Below are 15,498 nucleotides of genomic sequence, written 5' to 3'. Positions count from 1 at the left end.
GAGCGAAGTGAGGTCAGAGCCACTCGATGTCGCTGAAACCGCGCGCGATATAGCCGCCTTTGGAGTAGGATTCGCCCTCGTAGCCGAAGATCGGCCAGACCTCCTTCTGGTTATAGAGGCTGACGACGAGGCCGCCGCGCACCGCCTGAAAGAAGGGCGAGCTCTCGATATCCCGAAGCAGCGCCACACGCTGCTCTTCCCAGCCGAGCCCACGATAACCGCCCTCGCCGGCTCTCTTGTCGAGATCGGCGATGCCGTTTTCGATCAGCTCCTTGTGAGCCGGGTCCTTGGCGGCCATCTCGTCATGGCCCTTGACCGTGACGGCATAGTATTTGTCGGGAACCTGATCATGCGGATAGACGTCGCGCGCCATCTGGATCAGCGTCGCCATGGTTTCAGGCTTCAGCGCCGATGTCTCCAGCCCCCAGGCGTGTTCTGGGCTGATAACGGCACTGCCGGAAATGACGAGCAGAGCGCCGATACCACTGCGTTTCAAGAGTTCGCGACGTGAAAGTCCGGGCTTTCCGTCATAGATCGTGACCATATGTTCCTCCCTGCTTGCTGTTCGCACCGCCGAGGGTGCCGTTGCTGGCGCCGCGCCGACCCGCGCAGCCGGTTGTCCCCTATTGGAAGCGCCCTCCGCGCTGTAGGACCTCGATCTTGTAGCCGTCGGGATCCTCGATGAAGAAGAAGCGGGCGATGAGCGCGCCGTCGCGGTTGAATTCGACGATCTTCTTCGGATTGAGGCCGAGCGCGCCGAGCCGGTCGTGCTCGCTGTCGAGATCGGCGACCGAGACCGCCAGGTGGCCATGGCCGTCGCCCAGCACATAGGGCTCCTGCCGCCCTTTGTTGACGGTCAGTTCGACCTCGAAGGGTGCATCGGCATTGCTGAGGTAGACCAGCGTGAAGGTTTCGAAATCCAGCCGTTCGGCGACCTCCAGGCCGAATGCCTTGGTGTAGAAATCGATGGAGCGGGCATCGTCGAGAACCCGGATCATGGTGTGGATTGCCTTCGCCAAATCAGACTCCGCAGCTTCGTGATTTCGAGGGTGATTATGCGCGCCTGCGAAGAAAGGTGGTGGCAGCCGATTACCACGCATGAGATTGGAAAAACCGATATGTTCCCATCCTAAGGACGAAAGTCTGCTTGCCGTTGACGACCGTCCGGTCGATGATGAAACCGCAGGCAGTGTTCAAAAGGCACCGACCGCCCGTCGGTGCCCAAGACCAACAAAAATGGGAGGTAACGATGTGCAGAGTCTTTGCCGCACAGGATCCGGAAGGCTATCGCCAGATCAACCGGTCGATCCGCATCGACGGACATTCGACCAGCATTCAGCTCGAGGCCACGTTCTGGGCCTTGCTTGACGAAATCGCGGAAAGCCAGAATCTGACAACGCCGAAGTTCATCTCGAAACTCTACGACGAAGCGATCGAGATCAACGGCGAAATCCCGAACTTCGCGTCGATGCTGCGCACCACTTGCGCACTCTATCTGCGCGGCCACCGGCCATCCATGGAGGAGGTGCTGAAGCGCGAGGCCGCCTAGCGCCCTGCCGTGGCAATTTCGAGCGCCAGGCGGCTCATGTCGGTGAAAAGTTCCTGGCGTTCGGAATAGTCGGTCGGTTCGCCGGTGACCAGATCGTCGACGACGGTCAGCAGCGACAATGCCCTCGCGCCGAAATGCGCCGAGATGCGATAGAGAGCGCTGGTTTCCATGTCTACGGCCAGCGCTCCGAGCGCCCTTGCGTCGGCATAGCGGACGCGTGCTTCAGGATGGTAGAATACGTCGGTGCAGGCTGTCAGGCCGGCGTGGTGATCGATGCCGAGTTCGGCTGCCTTGACCAATGCGCAAGCGAGCAGCGCTGGATCCGGGCCGACATCAGCATCGTAAAGGCCAAAGACGCGACCGCTCTCGGTGTTTTCAGGCCGCGCCGATTGCGAGATCACAAGGCTGCGAAGCTTTGCCTCGGCGCTCAGGGTACCGCAGGTGCCGGTGCGGATCAGTGTTCGGGCGCCATAATACTCAAGCAATTCATGCGCATAGATCAGGAACGACGACACGCCGATTCCTGTCGTCTGAATGCTGACAGGCTTGCCGCGAAACGAACCGGTAAAACCGAGCGCACCGCGTCGGCGATTGACGCAACGCGGCGCGTCCAGGAATGCCTGCGCCATCCACTCCGCGCGCTGCGGGTCGCCCGGCAACAATACCGTGTCGGCGTAGTCGCCTTTGCCTGCCTCGATGTGTGGCGTCAACAGCTGCTCCCCCGAGCCCGCCTGCCGTATTGCCAATAATCATGGCGTTGTTACGGCGTTGTGCAAGGGCGCAGCATCGGAAATACCTAAGCTTCAAGCACATCCTTCACGATCGTGGCCAGTTGTTTGAGCGAGAACGGCTTTGGCAGGAAGCCGAAATGCGCCTCCGCCGGCAGGTTCCTGGCGAACGCGTCCTCGGCATAGCCGGAGACGAAGACGAACTTGATGTCCGGCTGACGTTTGCGCAATTCACCGAGCAGCGTCGGCCCGTCCATTTCCGGCATCACCACGTCGGAAACGACGATATCGACCTTGCCGCCGAGCGCTTCGAACACTTCCAGCGCCTCGACGCCCGAGGACGCCTCGTGAACGGTGTAGCCGCGCGAGGTCAGCGCCCGCATGCCGCCCATGCGCACCGCGTCCTCGTCCTCGACCAGCAGCACCGTGGCCGACCCGGACAGGTCCTTGGCATTGTCGACCGGTTTGACCGGTGCCGCGGCCGGCGCTTCGCCGGGTTCGGCTGCTTTTTTCGCTTCAGCGACGTGACGCGGCAGGAAGATGCGGAAGGTCGATCCCTTGCTGAGTTCGGAATCACAGAAAATGAAACCGCCGGTCTGCTTGATGATGCCGTAGACCATGGACAGGCCAAGGCCCGTGCCCTTGCCGACCTCCTTGGTGGTGAAGAACGGCTCGAAGATCTTCTTCAGCACGTCGGGCGCGATGCCGCTGCCGGTATCCTCGACTTCGACCACCACATAGTCGGCGGCTGCAAGTTCGCGATAGGGAAAGGTCTTGCACTCCTCGGCGGTCACGTTGCGGGTGCGCACCGTAAGATCGCCGCCGGCCGGCATCGCGTCGCGCGCGTTGACCGCCAGGTTGACCACCACTTGCTCGAACTGGCCGATATCGACCTTGACCGGCCACAGGTCGCGGCCATGGTCGATCTTGAGCTTGATGTCGTTGCCAACGAGGCGGGCAAGCAGCATCCTGAGATCGGCGAGCACGTCGGTGAGGTTCAGCACTTCCGGCCGCAGCGTCTGCTTGCGCGAGAAGGCCAGCAACTGTCTCACCAGGGAGGCCGCGCGATTGGCATTCTGCTTGATGTTCATGATGTCCGGGAAGGACGGATCCGACGGCCTGTGATTGGTCAAAAGCAGGTCGGATGCCATGATTATGGCGGTCAGCACATTGTTGAAGTCGTGCGCGATGCCACCGGCGAGCTGGCCGACGGCCTGCATCTTCTGGCTTTGCGCCATCTGCCCTTCGAGCGCCTTCTGCTCGGTCGTCTCGACAGCGTAGACGATGGCCGATTCCTCGGCTCCTTCGCCGCCCGTGCCGTCGGCGACGGCGTTGACGTAGAAACGGATATGCCGCTCTTCATTGCCGGGCAGAACGGTGTCGATCGGATCGATATCGGCCTGCCGCTGCCGGGCTTTCTCGAACGCGGCGGCAAAGGCCGGCCGGTCGCGGTCATGGATTACCGTGTCGAGCCGCACACGGCGATCCACGGCATCGCGGTCGACGACCGAGGAAAACAGCGACAGGAATGGTGCGTTGGTGCGCAGGATGCGCCCGCCGGCATCGACGCCGGCGATCGCCATCGGTGTCGAATTGAAGAAGCGGGTGAAGCGCACTTCCGAAGCCCGCAGATCGGCCGAGGCATCCTCGCCTTGCGTGCGGTTGAGCACGATGGTGCGCGTCGGCCCGCCGACACCTTCGCGGCTGGCGGACACGCGATGCATGAAGCGTACTGGCAGCGCCTCGCCGGTCATCGTCGTCAAGTCGAGATCGATGACCGCATTGCGCGTCGTTCCGGGGTCCGCCTTGACGGAGCGCACAAGCGCCATGCCGTCGCCGGCAACGATATCGGGCAAGGTGACGGCTCCGGGCGTGAAGCTGGCAAGGTCGATGCCCAGCCATCCGGCGAGCGTGGCGTTGATGTAGGTGACGCGGCCGTCCTGGTCCGCCGAAAAGAAACCGGCCGGTGCGTGGTCGAGGTGATCGATGGCTTTCTGCAGGTCGAGGAAGAAACGCTCCTGCTCGGCCCGCTCCTGCGAAATATCGGCGAGCTGCCATGCCAGCATCGGCAAGCGCTGGCCCGGAACGCTGAATGTGCGTGCGCGTGCCCGGTACCAGCGGGCGCCCGGTTCGGCGCCGGGCCGGATCGATTGCGCGAGCCGGAACTCGCCATCGCCCGGCTGCCCGTCACGCAATCCCGACGCCAGCCGATAGATGGTCACCGAGGCCTCGGGGACATCCGAGAGCAATCCTTCGACCGTCTTCAGGTCGGCAGCCGAGGCGGCTCCGGTCATATCGGCATAGGCTCGGTTGGCGTAGATGACGCGGCCCTTGGTGTCTGTGACCAGCAGGCCTTGCGACATCGAATCGACGAAAGCCTTGGACAGTTCGTCACCCGTCGAGCGCGGTGTGATCTGCACAAAGCCGATCGCGGTCGCGAACAGGAAGCCGACGCCGATCATCGCCAGCACGCCGAGCATGCCAAGCAGGAAGGGATCGCCGAGGCGCTCGCGGAAAAGGCCGAAGACGACGGCCGCGCCCGTCAGGACGACGATGAAGATGACAAGCCGGGTGACCGCGCCCGGTCGCGTATTCTGGTCGACGATCGGTACCGGATAGAAATCGGCGCGCGCTTCCTTGGCCATATGCCCCCTGCTCGTGAAATCCGAGTTTCCGACACCCGCCCCTAATGCATATCGCCCAAAAGTGACTTCGGTTTTGGGAAAACGACATGCATGAAAAACAAGGACCTGAAGCGCGTCGCATGAATCCGTTTCAGCGCGACGCGCTTTAGCCGGTTGAATCACATTCTCCTAGTCCGGAAAAGGCCCGGGCGGCAAATGTCGGATAAAAATGATGTCGGCCGGCCTTCGAGTGTTTCAAGCCTGTTCACGATGCGTGAAAGGCAACTTGCCGTAGCCAGTCGCAACGGTCTAGTGTCGCGTCACTTTCCAAAACCGATCAGGGGAAACCAATGCAGTGGCTGGATAGCGTGGCGGGTCCCGGTTATGCGGCGGCACTCCTGTGGACTTTCGCGGCGCTGATCCTGCTGGTCATCGTTCTCATCATCGTCAGGCTCGTGCGCAACCTGACCTTCGGCACGTTTGTCGCCGGCGGCCGCAACCGCAAGACGCGGCTCGCTGTCATGGACGCCACCGCCGTCGACAGCCATCGCCGACTGGTGCTGGTGCGACGCGACGACATCGAACATCTGCTTCTGATCGGGGGCCCGACCGACGTCGTTGTCGAACGCGACATCCGCCTCGCCGCGCCGCGCCGTCCGGCGTTGACCGGAGATGGCGGCCTGCAGCCCGTCCCGGCGGCCGCGGCCGCGGCCCCGGCCGCGAAGCCGCGGCCGCCGCAGCCCGCTCCCGCGCCTCCCCGACAAGCACCCGCACCGCAGCCGGTGGCAGGGCCCGCCCGCCAGCGTCCGGCTGCGCCACCACCGGCGCCCACGCCCGCGCCGAAACCAGCGACGCAAAACTACCAGTCGACCAATGTCACGCCGCTGCCTGCCTATGGCTCCGCCAACACCAATGGCGCCAGGCAAGCGCCACCGCCGCCGAGGCAGGACAGCATCGACGACACGCTGATGAAGGAGCTCGAGGTTTCGCTGGACCAGCCCCGGTCCGGCGCCTCGACAGGCAAACCGGCGGCCAAGGCGCCGCCGTCGCTCGACGATGAAATGACCAGGCTTTTGGGCGAACTCTCGAGCCAGAAGAAATGATTTGCACCTGGACCGCCCGCCAGTGAATTGAACTGGTCGACGTTCAAGCGCGCTTGGCCTGTTGAAGTGCGCGGCGACATCGAACAAAAATGGCCGGAAAACCGGCCATTTGGAAATCAATGCGGAGGCGATCTATCAGTCGTCGCGATAGACTTTTTCACGGCGCTCGTGCCGCTCCTGCGCTTCGATCGACAAGGTAGCGATCGGGCGCGCGTCGAGCCGCTTCAACGCGATCGGCTCACCGGTCTCCTCGCAATAGCCATAAGTGCCTTCGTCGATGCGCTGCAGCGCCGAATCGATCTTTGAGATGAGCTTCCGCTGACGGTCGCGGGCCCTGAGCTCGATGGCGCGGTCGGTTTCCGAAGAGGCGCGGTCGGCGAGGTCGGGATGGTTGGCGTTTTCCTGCTGCAGGATTTCGAGGGTTTCGCGCGCTTCGCGCAAGATGTCATTTTTCCAGGTGACGAGCTTCAGGCGGAAGTAGGATTTCTGCCGTTCGTTCATGAACGGCTCGTCTTCGGAGGGTACGTAATCGGCGGTAACGATGTCGTTCATTCGACTCACCCAACTGCCCCAAATTTGGCGCCTATATATTCGTCGCCTGACGCCTGTACAAGCGCAATCAGCGGCTGTCTCACGCAATTGTTAAAGTGCGTCCGCCGCCTTCTCCGGAGGGGGATGGGTCTGTTTTAATGGCGAAAGTAGGACGATCTTCACCGCTCGCCCCGCAAGTGATTCGCCGCACTGAAGAGCGCGCACCATTGTGCGTGAAGCTTTTCTCGTGGCTAATCGCGGCGGGACATCGGCTCTCGGGCGTCATTGGAGGTTGGGTGAGCAGGCTCTATCTGTTGCGACACGCCAAGGCCGGCTGGGCCTTGCCGGGCATGCGTGATTTCGATCGTCCACTCGACGCATCCGGCCGCGCCGATGCCGAAAAGATGGGGACCGCGATGCGATCCCGTTCCTATGTGCCGGACCTGACGCTGTGCTCCAATGCCAAACGCGCCAGGGAAACGCTCGAGGGGCTGGCCAGCCAGACAGACACGGGCAAGGTGCTGTTTTTCGACTCGCTCTACAGCGACGACGCGGCCGGCTATCTCCGCCTCGTCCGGGATCATGGCGGATCCGGCTCATTGCTGGTCATAGGCCACAACCCGATGACGGAGGATCTCGCCATGGCGGTTTCGGGCGATGGTGGCGAGACGGCGCGGGCAATGCTCAATCATGGCTTTCCGACCTCGGGCCTCGCGGTCGTCCGTTTCCCCGGCAACCTGGCGAAAGCGGCCCAGGGAGCGGGCTATCTCGAAGCGTTCCTGACACCGGTCGATCTCTGATGCCGATTTCCGGCGCCATTTCAAAGCCGGGTTCCAGCGCCTATATCGGGCGGACGCAAGTCCGAGAGATCATATTTTGGCATCATCGCTGACCACCTTCACCGACGAGGCAAGAATTGCCCTCGACACATTGTCGGGACGTGCCACCGGACTTTTTTCTCCATCGCTGCGTTTGGGTGTCACCGGTCTCTCCCGCGCCGGCAAGACCGTCTTCATTTCGGCCTTCGTCCACAATCTGATCCACGGCGGACGCCTGCCGCTGTTCGAGGCGCAGAAATCGGGGCGTATCGCGCGCGCCTTCCTCGAACAGCAGCCCGACGACGCCGTGCCGCGCTTTCAGTACGAGGACCACATCGCCGCTTTGGTCAACGATCGCGTCTGGCCGGACTCGACCCGCGCCATTTCGGAGCTGCGGCTGACGATCGAATATGAATCGGCCTCCGGCTGGAGCCGCATGTTCTCGTCAGGCAAACTGTCGGTCGACATCGTCGACTACCCCGGCGAATGGCTGCTCGACCTGCCGCTGCTCGGCAAATCCTTCGCCGATTTTTCGCGCGAGGCCCTCGAAATGGCCACGCTGCCGGTGCGCGAGGAGCTTTCGCGGGACTGGCGAGCGATCTTGGAGGAAATCGATCCGAATGCCGACGCCGACGAAATGACGGCACGCCGGCTGGCTGAAAGCTTCGCCGCCTACCTCAAGGCATGCAAGCTGGACGAGCGGGCGCTTTCCACCTTGCCGCCCGGACGCTTCCTGATGCCCGGCGACCTCGAAGGCTCGCCCGCGCTGACCTTCGCGCCGCTGGCAGGCCTCGGCGACAGGCGCGCGCGCAACGGTTCCCTGTACGCCATGATGGAACGACGCTACGAGGCCTACAAGACACATGTCGTCAAACCGTTCTTCCGCGAGCATATCACGCGTCTGGACCGCCAGATCGTGCTCATCGACGCCATGCAGGCGCTGAACGCCGGGCCTGGTGCCATGGCCGACCTGGAGCGCGCCGTCACCGAGATCCTGAGCTGTTTCCGTCCCGGCCGGGGCAGCTTCCTCACCGACCTTTTCTCCCGGCGTATCGACCGCATCCTGGTTGCAGCGACCAAGGCCGATCATCTGCATCACGAGAGCCATGACCGGTTGCAGGCGATCGTGCGGCGCCTTGCCGACCGCGCCGTGGCGCGGGCGAATTTCACTGGTGCCGATGTCGACGTGGTCGCCATGGCGGCGATGCGCGCGACCCGCGAGGGCACCGTAAAGCAGGGCCGCGAAACATTGCCTGTCATCATCGGCACGCCGATAGCCGGCGAGAAGATCAATGGCGAAGCATTCGACGGAAAAACGGAAACAGCTATATTTCCTGGTGATTTACCAGAAAACATTGATGCTGTTTTCGACCTTTCGGGGCCGGACCACAGGCAGGACTCCACGGACCCGGCAATCCGCTTCGTCCGGTTCCGCCCGCCGAAACTCGAACGCACGGCCGAAGGTGGCACGCTGTCGCTGCCGCACATCAGGCTCGACCGCGCCTTGCAGTTCCTGATCGGAGACCATCTGGCATGACCGCGCCCCGCAAACCGGCGGCATTCCGTATCGAGCCGGAAGCCGCGCCGAAACAAAACGCGCCACAAGCACGCCAGGCCGAACCGTCGCGCAGACCGCGCCCGATGAAGGCCGATGTGGCGCTGGTCATCCCGGCGGAGGTCGATGTCTTCGACGAACGGGACATCATTGCAGCCGAGCCGCCGCCGTCGGTCGCCCCCAGAAAGCGCTCGGTTCTCGGCAGCATTTTCTTCGGCGCCTTCGGCGTGCTGGTTTCGCTGGCTGTCGGCCTGTGGACCGACCAGCTGATACGCGATCTCTTTGCCCGCGCCGAATGGCTGGGCTGGCTGGCCGCCGGCATGGCGGCCATTGCACTGCTGGCGCTCCTGGTGATCCTGATACGCGAATTCCTGGCGATCGCCCGTCTCGCCGAGGTCGAAAAGCTGCAGAAGCGCGCGCTCGATGCCACCGCGCGCGACGATCCGAAGGCAGCACGCGCGGTGGTCGACGAACTGTCGGCCTTTGTCGCGGCCAAGCCCGAGACCGCGGCCGGCCGGCGCGCGCTGGCCGAATTGCGCGGCGAGATCATCGACGGCGCCAATCTGGTGCGCCTGGCGGAAGCGGAAATCCTCGGTCCCCTCGATGTGAGGGCCAAGGCGATGATCCTCGAGGCCGCCAAGCGCGTCTCCCTGGTGACGGCGGTCAGCCCGCGCGCGCTCGTCGATGTCGCCTATGTCGTCTTCGAGGCCGGGCGCCTCATCCGCCGGCTGTCGGAACTCTATGGCGGACGGCCCGGAACGCTGGGTTTCTTCCGCTTGGCGCGCAGCGTGCTGGCGCATCTGGCGGTCACCGGTTCGATCGCCGTCGGCGACAGTTTTGTCCAACAGATCGTCGGCCACGGCCTGGCGGCGCGTCTCTCGGCAAAGCTCGGCGAGGGCGTCGTCAACGGCATGATGACGGCGCGCATCGGCATCGCGGCGATGGAGACGGCGCGCCCCCTGCCCTTCAGCGCCGCCAGGCGCCCGGGACTGGGCGATTTCCTCGCCGCCCTGACATCGTTCGCGACCAAGAAAGACGCCGAAACAGCCGGCCCCGGCAGATAGCGTCCAGCTCTTTGGGACGACGCTCGGATCGCGGTTTCGAAGGCTCCCGGTGACGAAGCATTAACCAATCTTCTTCATGGTCGAACCGGTTTCAAACAGCCTCGTTGTTGCCGGGTGTCGTCGATGAAAAGCGTAATTCTGTCCAGCATCCTGCCCCTGGTGGTGGCGATCACAGCAGTGGCCGGTATTGCCTCCGGGGCTTGCGCCGGAGAGCCGGACAAGCAGTTTTTCCAGTCAGCCGAAGGCAAATGGGTCGGCCCCGGCGAAATCGTCGCCGGCAAGTACAAGGGTACGAAGTTCAACTGCAGCTTCACCGGCTCCACGCCCGACGGCAAGATGGGCATGACGCTTGACGGCGGTTGCCGGGTCGGCGTGTTCACCCAGCCGATGTCGGCCAGGATCGAGCGCAAGGGCCGCGACTACAAGGGTTCCTTCATGGGTGGCTCGGCCGGCGCGGGCCTCGACATCATCGGTGGCAACGTGGTCGATGCCCGCAAGGTGGTCTTCACCATCAACCGCAACCAATTGCGCGGCGTCATGCAGGCACGCATTCCCGACGACAATTCGATGACGGTGACGGTCGCCGTGCGCGTTCAGGACCAGTTGGTGCCGGTCATCGGCATGAGCCTTAAGCGGGTCGATGCCGTCGAAGTCGGGTCCATCGCGCCGAACTGAGCGCACCCCGCCTCTGTTTCTTTACGCAATTCCCGACGGAAAACTGCCTCACACTTTCCCCGGAATTGCTCGAATACCCCCCGAAAAACCAAAGAGGCGGCAGCCCATCGCCACCGCCTCCTTTGAAACAGACGAACCGAGCGTCAGCCCTTGATCGCGGCGGTCACCTCGTCATACGCCTTGCAGGCGTCGGCCAGGGTCGTGGAGCCCTGATACTTGGTCGTCACCGCCTAGACCTTGGCGGTCAGGTCAGCCGCCTTGGACGGATCCTTGGTGATTGCCTCCTGCAGCGCGGCGGCCATGTCCTGCGCCTTCTTGGTCGCCATCTCGGTCGTGCATTCCGACGCCTTCGAACAGGCCGAACCGGCAAGCACCGCCAGCCCGACGGCGACGAGCAAAAACTTCTTCATGTCAGTCATCTCCTCAAAAGGGTGCGACTTGATCGCCGCTCACCCCCGATGGCCGAAGCCGAGCGTGCTTAGCCTTCGATTGTGGCAAGATGCAACGCGTTACCGACGTCAACTTGTGTAAGCGCCTGCAACATCGCCAACGGCCGGATTCAGGCTACTGTGTCGGCGGCGGCAAAGTTCAGCTGCGCGGTTGTAGCAGCGCCAAGACGGCCGTCGATGCGGCAAGGATGGCAGTCGCCGTCAAAGGCGCTGTCGGGCCATAAGTGTCCACAACATAGCCGCCGACAACCGCGCCGATGGTGATGGCGACCTGAAAGGACGCGACCATCAGGCTGCCCGCTGCTTCCAGCGCGTCCGGCGCCGCGCGAGACAGATTTGTCGGCAGCACCACCGGCGCCATGCCGAAGGCGAAACCCCATAGCGTGGCGAAGCCAAAGGCAACGCCGATGTGCACGCCCCAAAGCACCAATGCCAGCGCCGCGAACGCCATCAATGCGGCCGTAACCACGAGAGCCACGTGGATATTGGCGTCGGCCATGCGGCCACCGGCAATATTGCCGATCACAGCCGCGATGCCGAATCCGAGCAACGCCAGGGCGATTGGCCCGGTCGCAAGGAGCGTCACGTGTTCGAGAAACGGACGCACATAGACCGAGCCGGCAAAATGCCCCGTCATCAGCAAAAGGATAGCAAGCATACCGAGTTGAATGCCACGCCGCCGTGTCAGGCGAAGGACGTCTGCAAGACTATTGCTTGCCGTTGCAGGCAAGGTCGGCAGGCTGAGTAACTGCAGCAGCATGGCAAGCAAGGCCAACCCCGCCGTCATGGCCATGGCGCTGCGCCAACCCAGCCAGTCGCTGATCAATGCGCCCATCGACGGTGCGGCAATTGTTGCGAGCGAGACGCCGAGGGTGACGATAGCCATGCCCCGCCCCGTCGCATTGGCGCCAACCAGCCTCGCCACGACGGCTACCGAAAGTGCCCAGAAAGCGCTGAGAGCGATCCCCAGCCCGGCCCGGCCCAACAATAACAGCCAGAAATTGGGCGCCAGCGCCGCAAGAATGTTGGAACCGACCGCCAAGGCCATGAGGCCGACAAGCACCGTCTTGCGGTTCAATCGGCCGATGAGGACATTGCTCAACATGGCCGTCACGGCGCCGACGGAAGCGGTGGCGGTGACCACCTGCCCGGCCGTCCCCTCGCTGATGCCGAGATCGCGCGCCATCGGCGTCAACAGACCTGCCGGCAGGAATTCGGCGGACACCAGCGCAAAGCTGGTGGCCGCCAACGAAAGGACCGCGAACCATGTGGTTGCGCTCCATGTGGCCGGCGCGGCGGCATCAAGGTCTATCGCCGCGTCTTCAAGCTGTAATGTTGTGTCAGTCACGGAAGGATCTCCAAAGTTTGGAGATCTTCATAAACGAGTCTTTCCGGATGATATGTATCTTAAAATCCGAAATTCATGTCTATTCGTCCGGGAGTTATGCGACGCACAACGCCCGGCGACACATTGGTGATGCGCTTGAAGGCGCGAGCGAAGGATGCCTCGGAATCATAGCCCAGGCGGGTAGCAACCTCAGCCACCGACAAGCCGTTTTGCCCCAACAACTCGCGGGCAAGTTGCATGCGCAGACGGGCTAGATAGTGTGCCGCGCCTTCTCCCAACACGGCACTGAAGCGCTCCGCGAAAATCGAGCGAGATTGGCCTGCCAGGCCGGCGAGGCTTTCGAGCGTCCAGTTATGGCCGGGGTCTCTGTGCATGGCTGCCAGAGCGCGGCCAATATGGGGGTCGCGGATGGCCGCGAGCCAACCGGAGGTCGAAGCCCCCGTGCAATTGACCCAGCAACGAATGAGCCGGGCTGTCAGCAAGTCCGCCATCCGAGACAAGATGGTGGCGCTGCCCATCTGCGGTTGCGCGGCTTCCGCGGTCATAGCCGCCAGTAAAGGACCAACGACCGGGTCATTGCCGGCCACGTCGCAACCCTTGATGATGGGCGGCATCAACGTAATCAACGGGTTTAGCGCACAGGCACCCAAGGCCATCGAGCCGCAGAAAAGGGTGCTTGTCGCGCCCGTGCCTTCCCGCACCACTTCGCAGACGTTGCCCCCCAACTTGGTCACCTGGCAACCCTCGAGCGAGTCGCCCACGACGTCCGGCGCACTCGCCAGCCGATGGGCGATACCTTGCGGCAGCAGCACCAGATCGCCATCGCGCAACTCCTGCCAGCCTTGCGCTTCGGTATGAATCCAGCATGGACCCTGACCAACAAAGTGAAAACGAAGCAGCGATTGTTGCGGAAATTCTATGCTCCAAGGATGTCGGAGCTCGCAGCGGCCATAATTGACTCCACTCAAGCGAAAGTCCTGTAGAACTTCGCTGAGCGCATCCATCGGGATGTGAGGCGGGGGACCCGGCCGGGACGAATGGTCAGTCATCCCGCCAATATAGATACCAAACGTCCGGAAGGCAAGCGGAGACCGCTGTTCCACCAGGGGAATCGCTTCAACGGCACCCCCTGCCTGTCCTGGCAGGCTCCCCGCCCTTGCCTCCCGCTCCAACTGCATGCAAGGAGTGCTGTCGGACACAGGGACAAGAGGCATGGCAGCGGAAGCATCGGGCAGCGATCTAGTTCAGGTGGTGGCGTTGTTGGCGGCAGGCGTGGTGGCCGTCCCGATCTTCAAGCGCATGGGTCTCGGTTCGATTCTCGGTTACTTGGCCGCCGGCGTGGTGATCGGCCCGTTCGGCATCGGCGTCTTTTCCGAATCGGGAGCCATCCTCCATGTCGCCGAACTCGGCGTCGTCATGTTCCTGTTCATCATCGGCCTGGAAATGCAGCCGTCGCGGCTGTGGGGCCTGCGCCGCGAGATCTTTGGGCTTGGCGCGCTCCAGGTCGGGGTCTGCGCCGTGCTGCTGACCGGTGTCGGCATGGCCGGAGGGTTTCCGATCGCGCAATCCTTCGTCGCCGGCGCCGGTTTCGTGCTGACCTCGACGGCCATCGTCATGCAGCTTCTGGAGGAGCGCGGCGAAATCGCCTCGCCCAAGGGCCAGCGTATCGTCTCCATCCTGCTGCTGGAGGATCTGGCCATCGTGCCTCTGCTCGCCCTGATCGCCTTCCTGGCGCCCGGCGGTGCCGATACCAGCCTGTCGGAGCGGCTGACCGAGGTCGGTATCGGCCTCGCCGCGATCGTCGGACTGGTGGTGGCGGGACGCTACCTGCTCAACCCCTTCTTCCGCATCCTGGCGGATGCCCGTGCACGCGAGGTGATGACGGCCGCGGCTCTGCTGGTCGTGCTCGGGTCGGCGCTCGCCATGCAACTCAGCGGCCTGTCGATGGCGATGGGCGCGTTCCTGGCCGGCGTGCTGCTTTCGGAATCGACTTTCCGCCATCAGCTCGAAGCCGACATCGAGCCGTTCCGTGGAATCCTGCTCGGCCTGTTCTTCCTTGCGGTCGGCATGTCGCTCGATCTGCATGTGGTGGCCGCGAACTGGAAGCTGATCGCCATCTATGTCGTCGCCTACATGGTGATGAAGGCCTTCGGCATCTACATCGTCGCCCGCATCCTGAAATCAGGCCACCGCGAGGCGCTCGAGCGCGCGGTCTTCATGGCGCAAGGCGGTGAATTCGCCTTCGTGCTCTATTCCGCGGCCGCCGCAGTCGGCATCATCGACGGCCAGGCAAACGCGACGCTGACGGCGATCGTCATCATCTCCATGGTGCTGACGCCGCTGGCGATCATTGCCTTGCGCTATTTCACGCCGCGCGACGAGCAGTCGCTGGACGGCGTCGAAGTCGCCGACGGCCTCACCGGCAGCGTGCTGATCATCGGCTTCGGCCGCTTCGGCCAGATCGCCAGCCAACCGCTGCTCTTGCGCGGCATCGACGTCTCGATCATCGACAATGATGTCGAGATGATCCAGGCGGCCGCCGATTTCGGCTTCAAGGTCTATTATGGCGACGGCACGCGGCTGGACATCCTGCACGCTGCCGGGGCCGGCCGCGCGCGGGCCGTGCTCATCTGTGTCGACAAGCCCGACGCCGCCATCCGCATCGCCGAACTCGTCAAGGCGGAATTTCCCTTGCTTACGGTGCTGGCACGTGCGTTCGACCGCGGCACGGCGTTGCAGCTCATCCGCGCCGGCGTCGATTATCAGTTGCGCGAGACCTTCGAATCGGCGCTCGTCTTTGGCGGCTCGACGCTGGAAGCGCTGGGCGTTGACCCCGAAGACGTCGCCGAAACGATCGAGGACGTCAGGCGCCGCGACACGGCCCGCTTCGAGACCCAGCTCGCCGAAGGCATCCGCTCGGGACAGCGTTTCCTGAAAGGCAATATCGGCACGCCAATCCCGACTCCGCTCTCCACGCCCCGCCGTCCTGGCCAGGCGCTCAACGAGGAAACGGCCGGCGTACTGCATAAATCCGAACGGGCGGATTGAACGAGA

The 15,498-nt window shown here is 63.3% G+C and carries 15 protein-coding genes; 7 read left to right on the top strand and 8 right to left on the bottom strand.

Annotation, left to right across the window (positions count from 1 at the left end):
* Positions 1-13 precede the first annotated feature (13 nt).
* Positions 14-544, bottom strand: coding sequence for a gluconate 2-dehydrogenase subunit 3 family protein (locus FJ970_RS18755; protein ID WP_140757542.1), 531 nt, complete (start codon positions 542-544; stop codon positions 14-16).
* A 79-nt stretch (positions 545-623) separates the two neighbouring features.
* Positions 624-1,019, bottom strand: a complete 396-nt coding sequence (locus FJ970_RS18750) for a VOC family protein (RefSeq protein WP_140757543.1) — start codon at positions 1,017-1,019, stop codon at positions 624-626.
* A gap of 230 nt (positions 1,020-1,249) precedes the next feature.
* Here FJ970_RS18750 and FJ970_RS18745 point away from each other — a divergent pair, with 230 nt between their 5' ends.
* Complete coding sequence (locus FJ970_RS18745) at positions 1,250-1,549, top strand: ribbon-helix-helix domain-containing protein (protein ID WP_140701458.1); 300 nt, start codon at positions 1,250-1,252, stop codon at positions 1,547-1,549.
* Here FJ970_RS18745 and FJ970_RS18740 read toward each other — a convergent pair.
* Together FJ970_RS18740 and cckA are read right to left on the bottom strand one after the other, a co-directional pair.
* The gene (locus FJ970_RS18740; protein ID WP_140757544.1) at positions 1,546-2,259 is read right to left on the bottom strand and encodes a DeoD-type purine-nucleoside phosphorylase; all 714 of its coding nucleotides are present in this window, start codon (positions 2,257-2,259) and stop codon (positions 1,546-1,548) included. The genes FJ970_RS18745 and FJ970_RS18740 overlap by 4 nt on opposite strands.
* An 86-nt stretch (positions 2,260-2,345) precedes the next feature.
* Positions 2,346-4,922 (bottom strand): cell cycle histidine kinase CckA, encoded by a 2,577-nt coding sequence (cckA, locus tag FJ970_RS18735; RefSeq protein WP_140757545.1) that lies wholly within the window; start codon positions 4,920-4,922, stop codon positions 2,346-2,348.
* Between the two features lie 329 nt (positions 4,923-5,251).
* On the opposite strand from cckA, the gene FJ970_RS18730 reads away from it, so the two are divergent.
* Positions 5,252-6,004, top strand: coding sequence for a flagellar biosynthetic protein FliO (locus FJ970_RS18730; RefSeq protein ID WP_140757546.1), 753 nt, complete (start codon positions 5,252-5,254; stop codon positions 6,002-6,004).
* Positions 6,005-6,139: 135 nt separating this feature from the next.
* Here FJ970_RS18730 and dksA read toward each other — a convergent pair whose 3' ends face one another.
* On the bottom strand, positions 6,140-6,556 hold the full coding sequence (gene dksA, locus FJ970_RS18725; RefSeq protein ID WP_006202025.1) for an RNA polymerase-binding protein DksA: 417 nt from the start codon (positions 6,554-6,556) through the stop codon (positions 6,140-6,142).
* Positions 6,557-6,831: 275 nt separating this feature from the next.
* On the opposite strand from dksA, the gene FJ970_RS18720 reads away from it, so the two are divergent.
* The 4 genes from FJ970_RS18720 (at position 6,832) to FJ970_RS18705 (ending at position 10,647) form a co-directional block, all read left to right on the top strand.
* The gene (locus FJ970_RS18720) at positions 6,832-7,335 is read left to right on the top strand and encodes a SixA phosphatase family protein (protein WP_140757547.1); all 504 of its coding nucleotides are present in this window, start codon (positions 6,832-6,834) and stop codon (positions 7,333-7,335) included.
* A 76-nt stretch (positions 7,336-7,411) separates the two neighbouring features.
* The gene (locus FJ970_RS18715) at positions 7,412-8,890 is read left to right on the top strand and encodes a YcjX family protein (RefSeq protein ID WP_140757548.1); all 1,479 of its coding nucleotides are present in this window, start codon (positions 7,412-7,414) and stop codon (positions 8,888-8,890) included.
* Positions 8,887-9,972 (top strand): YcjF family protein, encoded by a 1,086-nt coding sequence (locus tag FJ970_RS18710; protein ID WP_140757549.1) that lies wholly within the window; start codon positions 8,887-8,889, stop codon positions 9,970-9,972. The genes FJ970_RS18715 and FJ970_RS18710 overlap by 4 nt, the downstream gene beginning before the upstream one ends.
* Before the next feature lie 123 nt (positions 9,973-10,095).
* A complete protein-coding gene (locus FJ970_RS18705; protein ID WP_140757550.1) occupies positions 10,096-10,647 on the top strand; it encodes a hypothetical protein in 552 nt (183 codons plus the stop codon).
* 230 nt (positions 10,648-10,877) lie between these two features.
* Here the strand turns inward: FJ970_RS18705 and FJ970_RS18700 are convergent, their stop codons facing one another.
* From FJ970_RS18700 to FJ970_RS18690, 3 genes are all read right to left on the bottom strand, one after another.
* Entirely contained in the window at positions 10,878-11,057 is a 180-nt protein-coding gene (locus FJ970_RS18700; protein WP_227791842.1) for a hypothetical protein, read from the bottom strand.
* A 178-nt stretch (positions 11,058-11,235) separates the two neighbouring features.
* Positions 11,236-12,444 carry an MFS transporter gene (locus tag FJ970_RS18695; RefSeq protein WP_140757551.1) on the bottom strand — a complete coding sequence of 403 codons (1,209 nt, stop codon included), beginning with the start codon at positions 12,442-12,444 and terminating at the stop codon, positions 11,236-11,238.
* 59 nt (positions 12,445-12,503) lie between these two features.
* Positions 12,504-13,493 carry an AraC family transcriptional regulator gene (locus tag FJ970_RS18690; RefSeq protein ID WP_181178415.1) on the bottom strand — a complete coding sequence of 330 codons (990 nt, stop codon included), beginning with the start codon at positions 13,491-13,493 and terminating at the stop codon, positions 12,504-12,506.
* A 163-nt stretch (positions 13,494-13,656) separates the two neighbouring features.
* On the opposite strand from FJ970_RS18690, the gene FJ970_RS18685 reads away from it, so the two are divergent.
* Positions 13,657-15,492, top strand: a complete 1,836-nt coding sequence (locus FJ970_RS18685; protein ID WP_140757552.1) for a monovalent cation:proton antiporter-2 (CPA2) family protein — start codon at positions 13,657-13,659, stop codon at positions 15,490-15,492.
* The last annotated feature ends 6 nt before the right edge of the window (positions 15,493-15,498 follow it).

Origin of the sequence: Mesorhizobium sp. B2-1-8 (assembly GCF_006442545.2) — a bacterium.
Taxonomy (GTDB): domain Bacteria; phylum Pseudomonadota; class Alphaproteobacteria; order Rhizobiales; family Rhizobiaceae; genus Mesorhizobium.
The sequence above is the reverse complement of the archived record's forward strand: the minus strand, read 5'-3'. Positions and strand labels throughout refer to the sequence as shown.

Bases quoted from the DNA above. Each gene is read 5' to 3' on its own strand.
- FJ970_RS18710 (WP_140757549.1), top strand. From the start codon at position 8,887: ATGACCGCGCCCCGCAAACCGGCGGCATTCCGTATCGAGCCGGAAGCC.
- FJ970_RS18685 (WP_140757552.1), top strand. From the start codon at position 13,657: ATGGCAGCGGAAGCATCGGGCAGCGATCTAGTTCAGGTGGTGGCGTTG.
- FJ970_RS18700 (WP_227791842.1), bottom strand. From the start codon at position 11,057: ATGAAGAAGTTTTTGCTCGTCGCCGTCGGGCTGGCGGTGCTTGCCGGT.
- FJ970_RS18705 (WP_140757550.1), top strand. From the start codon at position 10,096: ATGAAAAGCGTAATTCTGTCCAGCATCCTGCCCCTGGTGGTGGCGATC.
- FJ970_RS18745 (WP_140701458.1), top strand. From the start codon at position 1,250: ATGTGCAGAGTCTTTGCCGCACAGGATCCGGAAGGCTATCGCCAGATC.
- FJ970_RS18755 (WP_140757542.1), bottom strand. From the start codon at position 544: ATGGTCACGATCTATGACGGAAAGCCCGGACTTTCACGTCGCGAACTC.
- FJ970_RS18690 (WP_181178415.1), bottom strand. From the start codon at position 13,493: ATGACTGACCATTCGTCCCGGCCGGGTCCCCCGCCTCACATCCCGATG.
- FJ970_RS18730 (WP_140757546.1), top strand. From the start codon at position 5,252: ATGCAGTGGCTGGATAGCGTGGCGGGTCCCGGTTATGCGGCGGCACTC.
- cckA (WP_140757545.1), bottom strand. From the start codon at position 4,922: ATGGCCAAGGAAGCGCGCGCCGATTTCTATCCGGTACCGATCGTCGAC.
- dksA (WP_006202025.1), bottom strand. From the start codon at position 6,556: ATGAACGACATCGTTACCGCCGATTACGTACCCTCCGAAGACGAGCCG.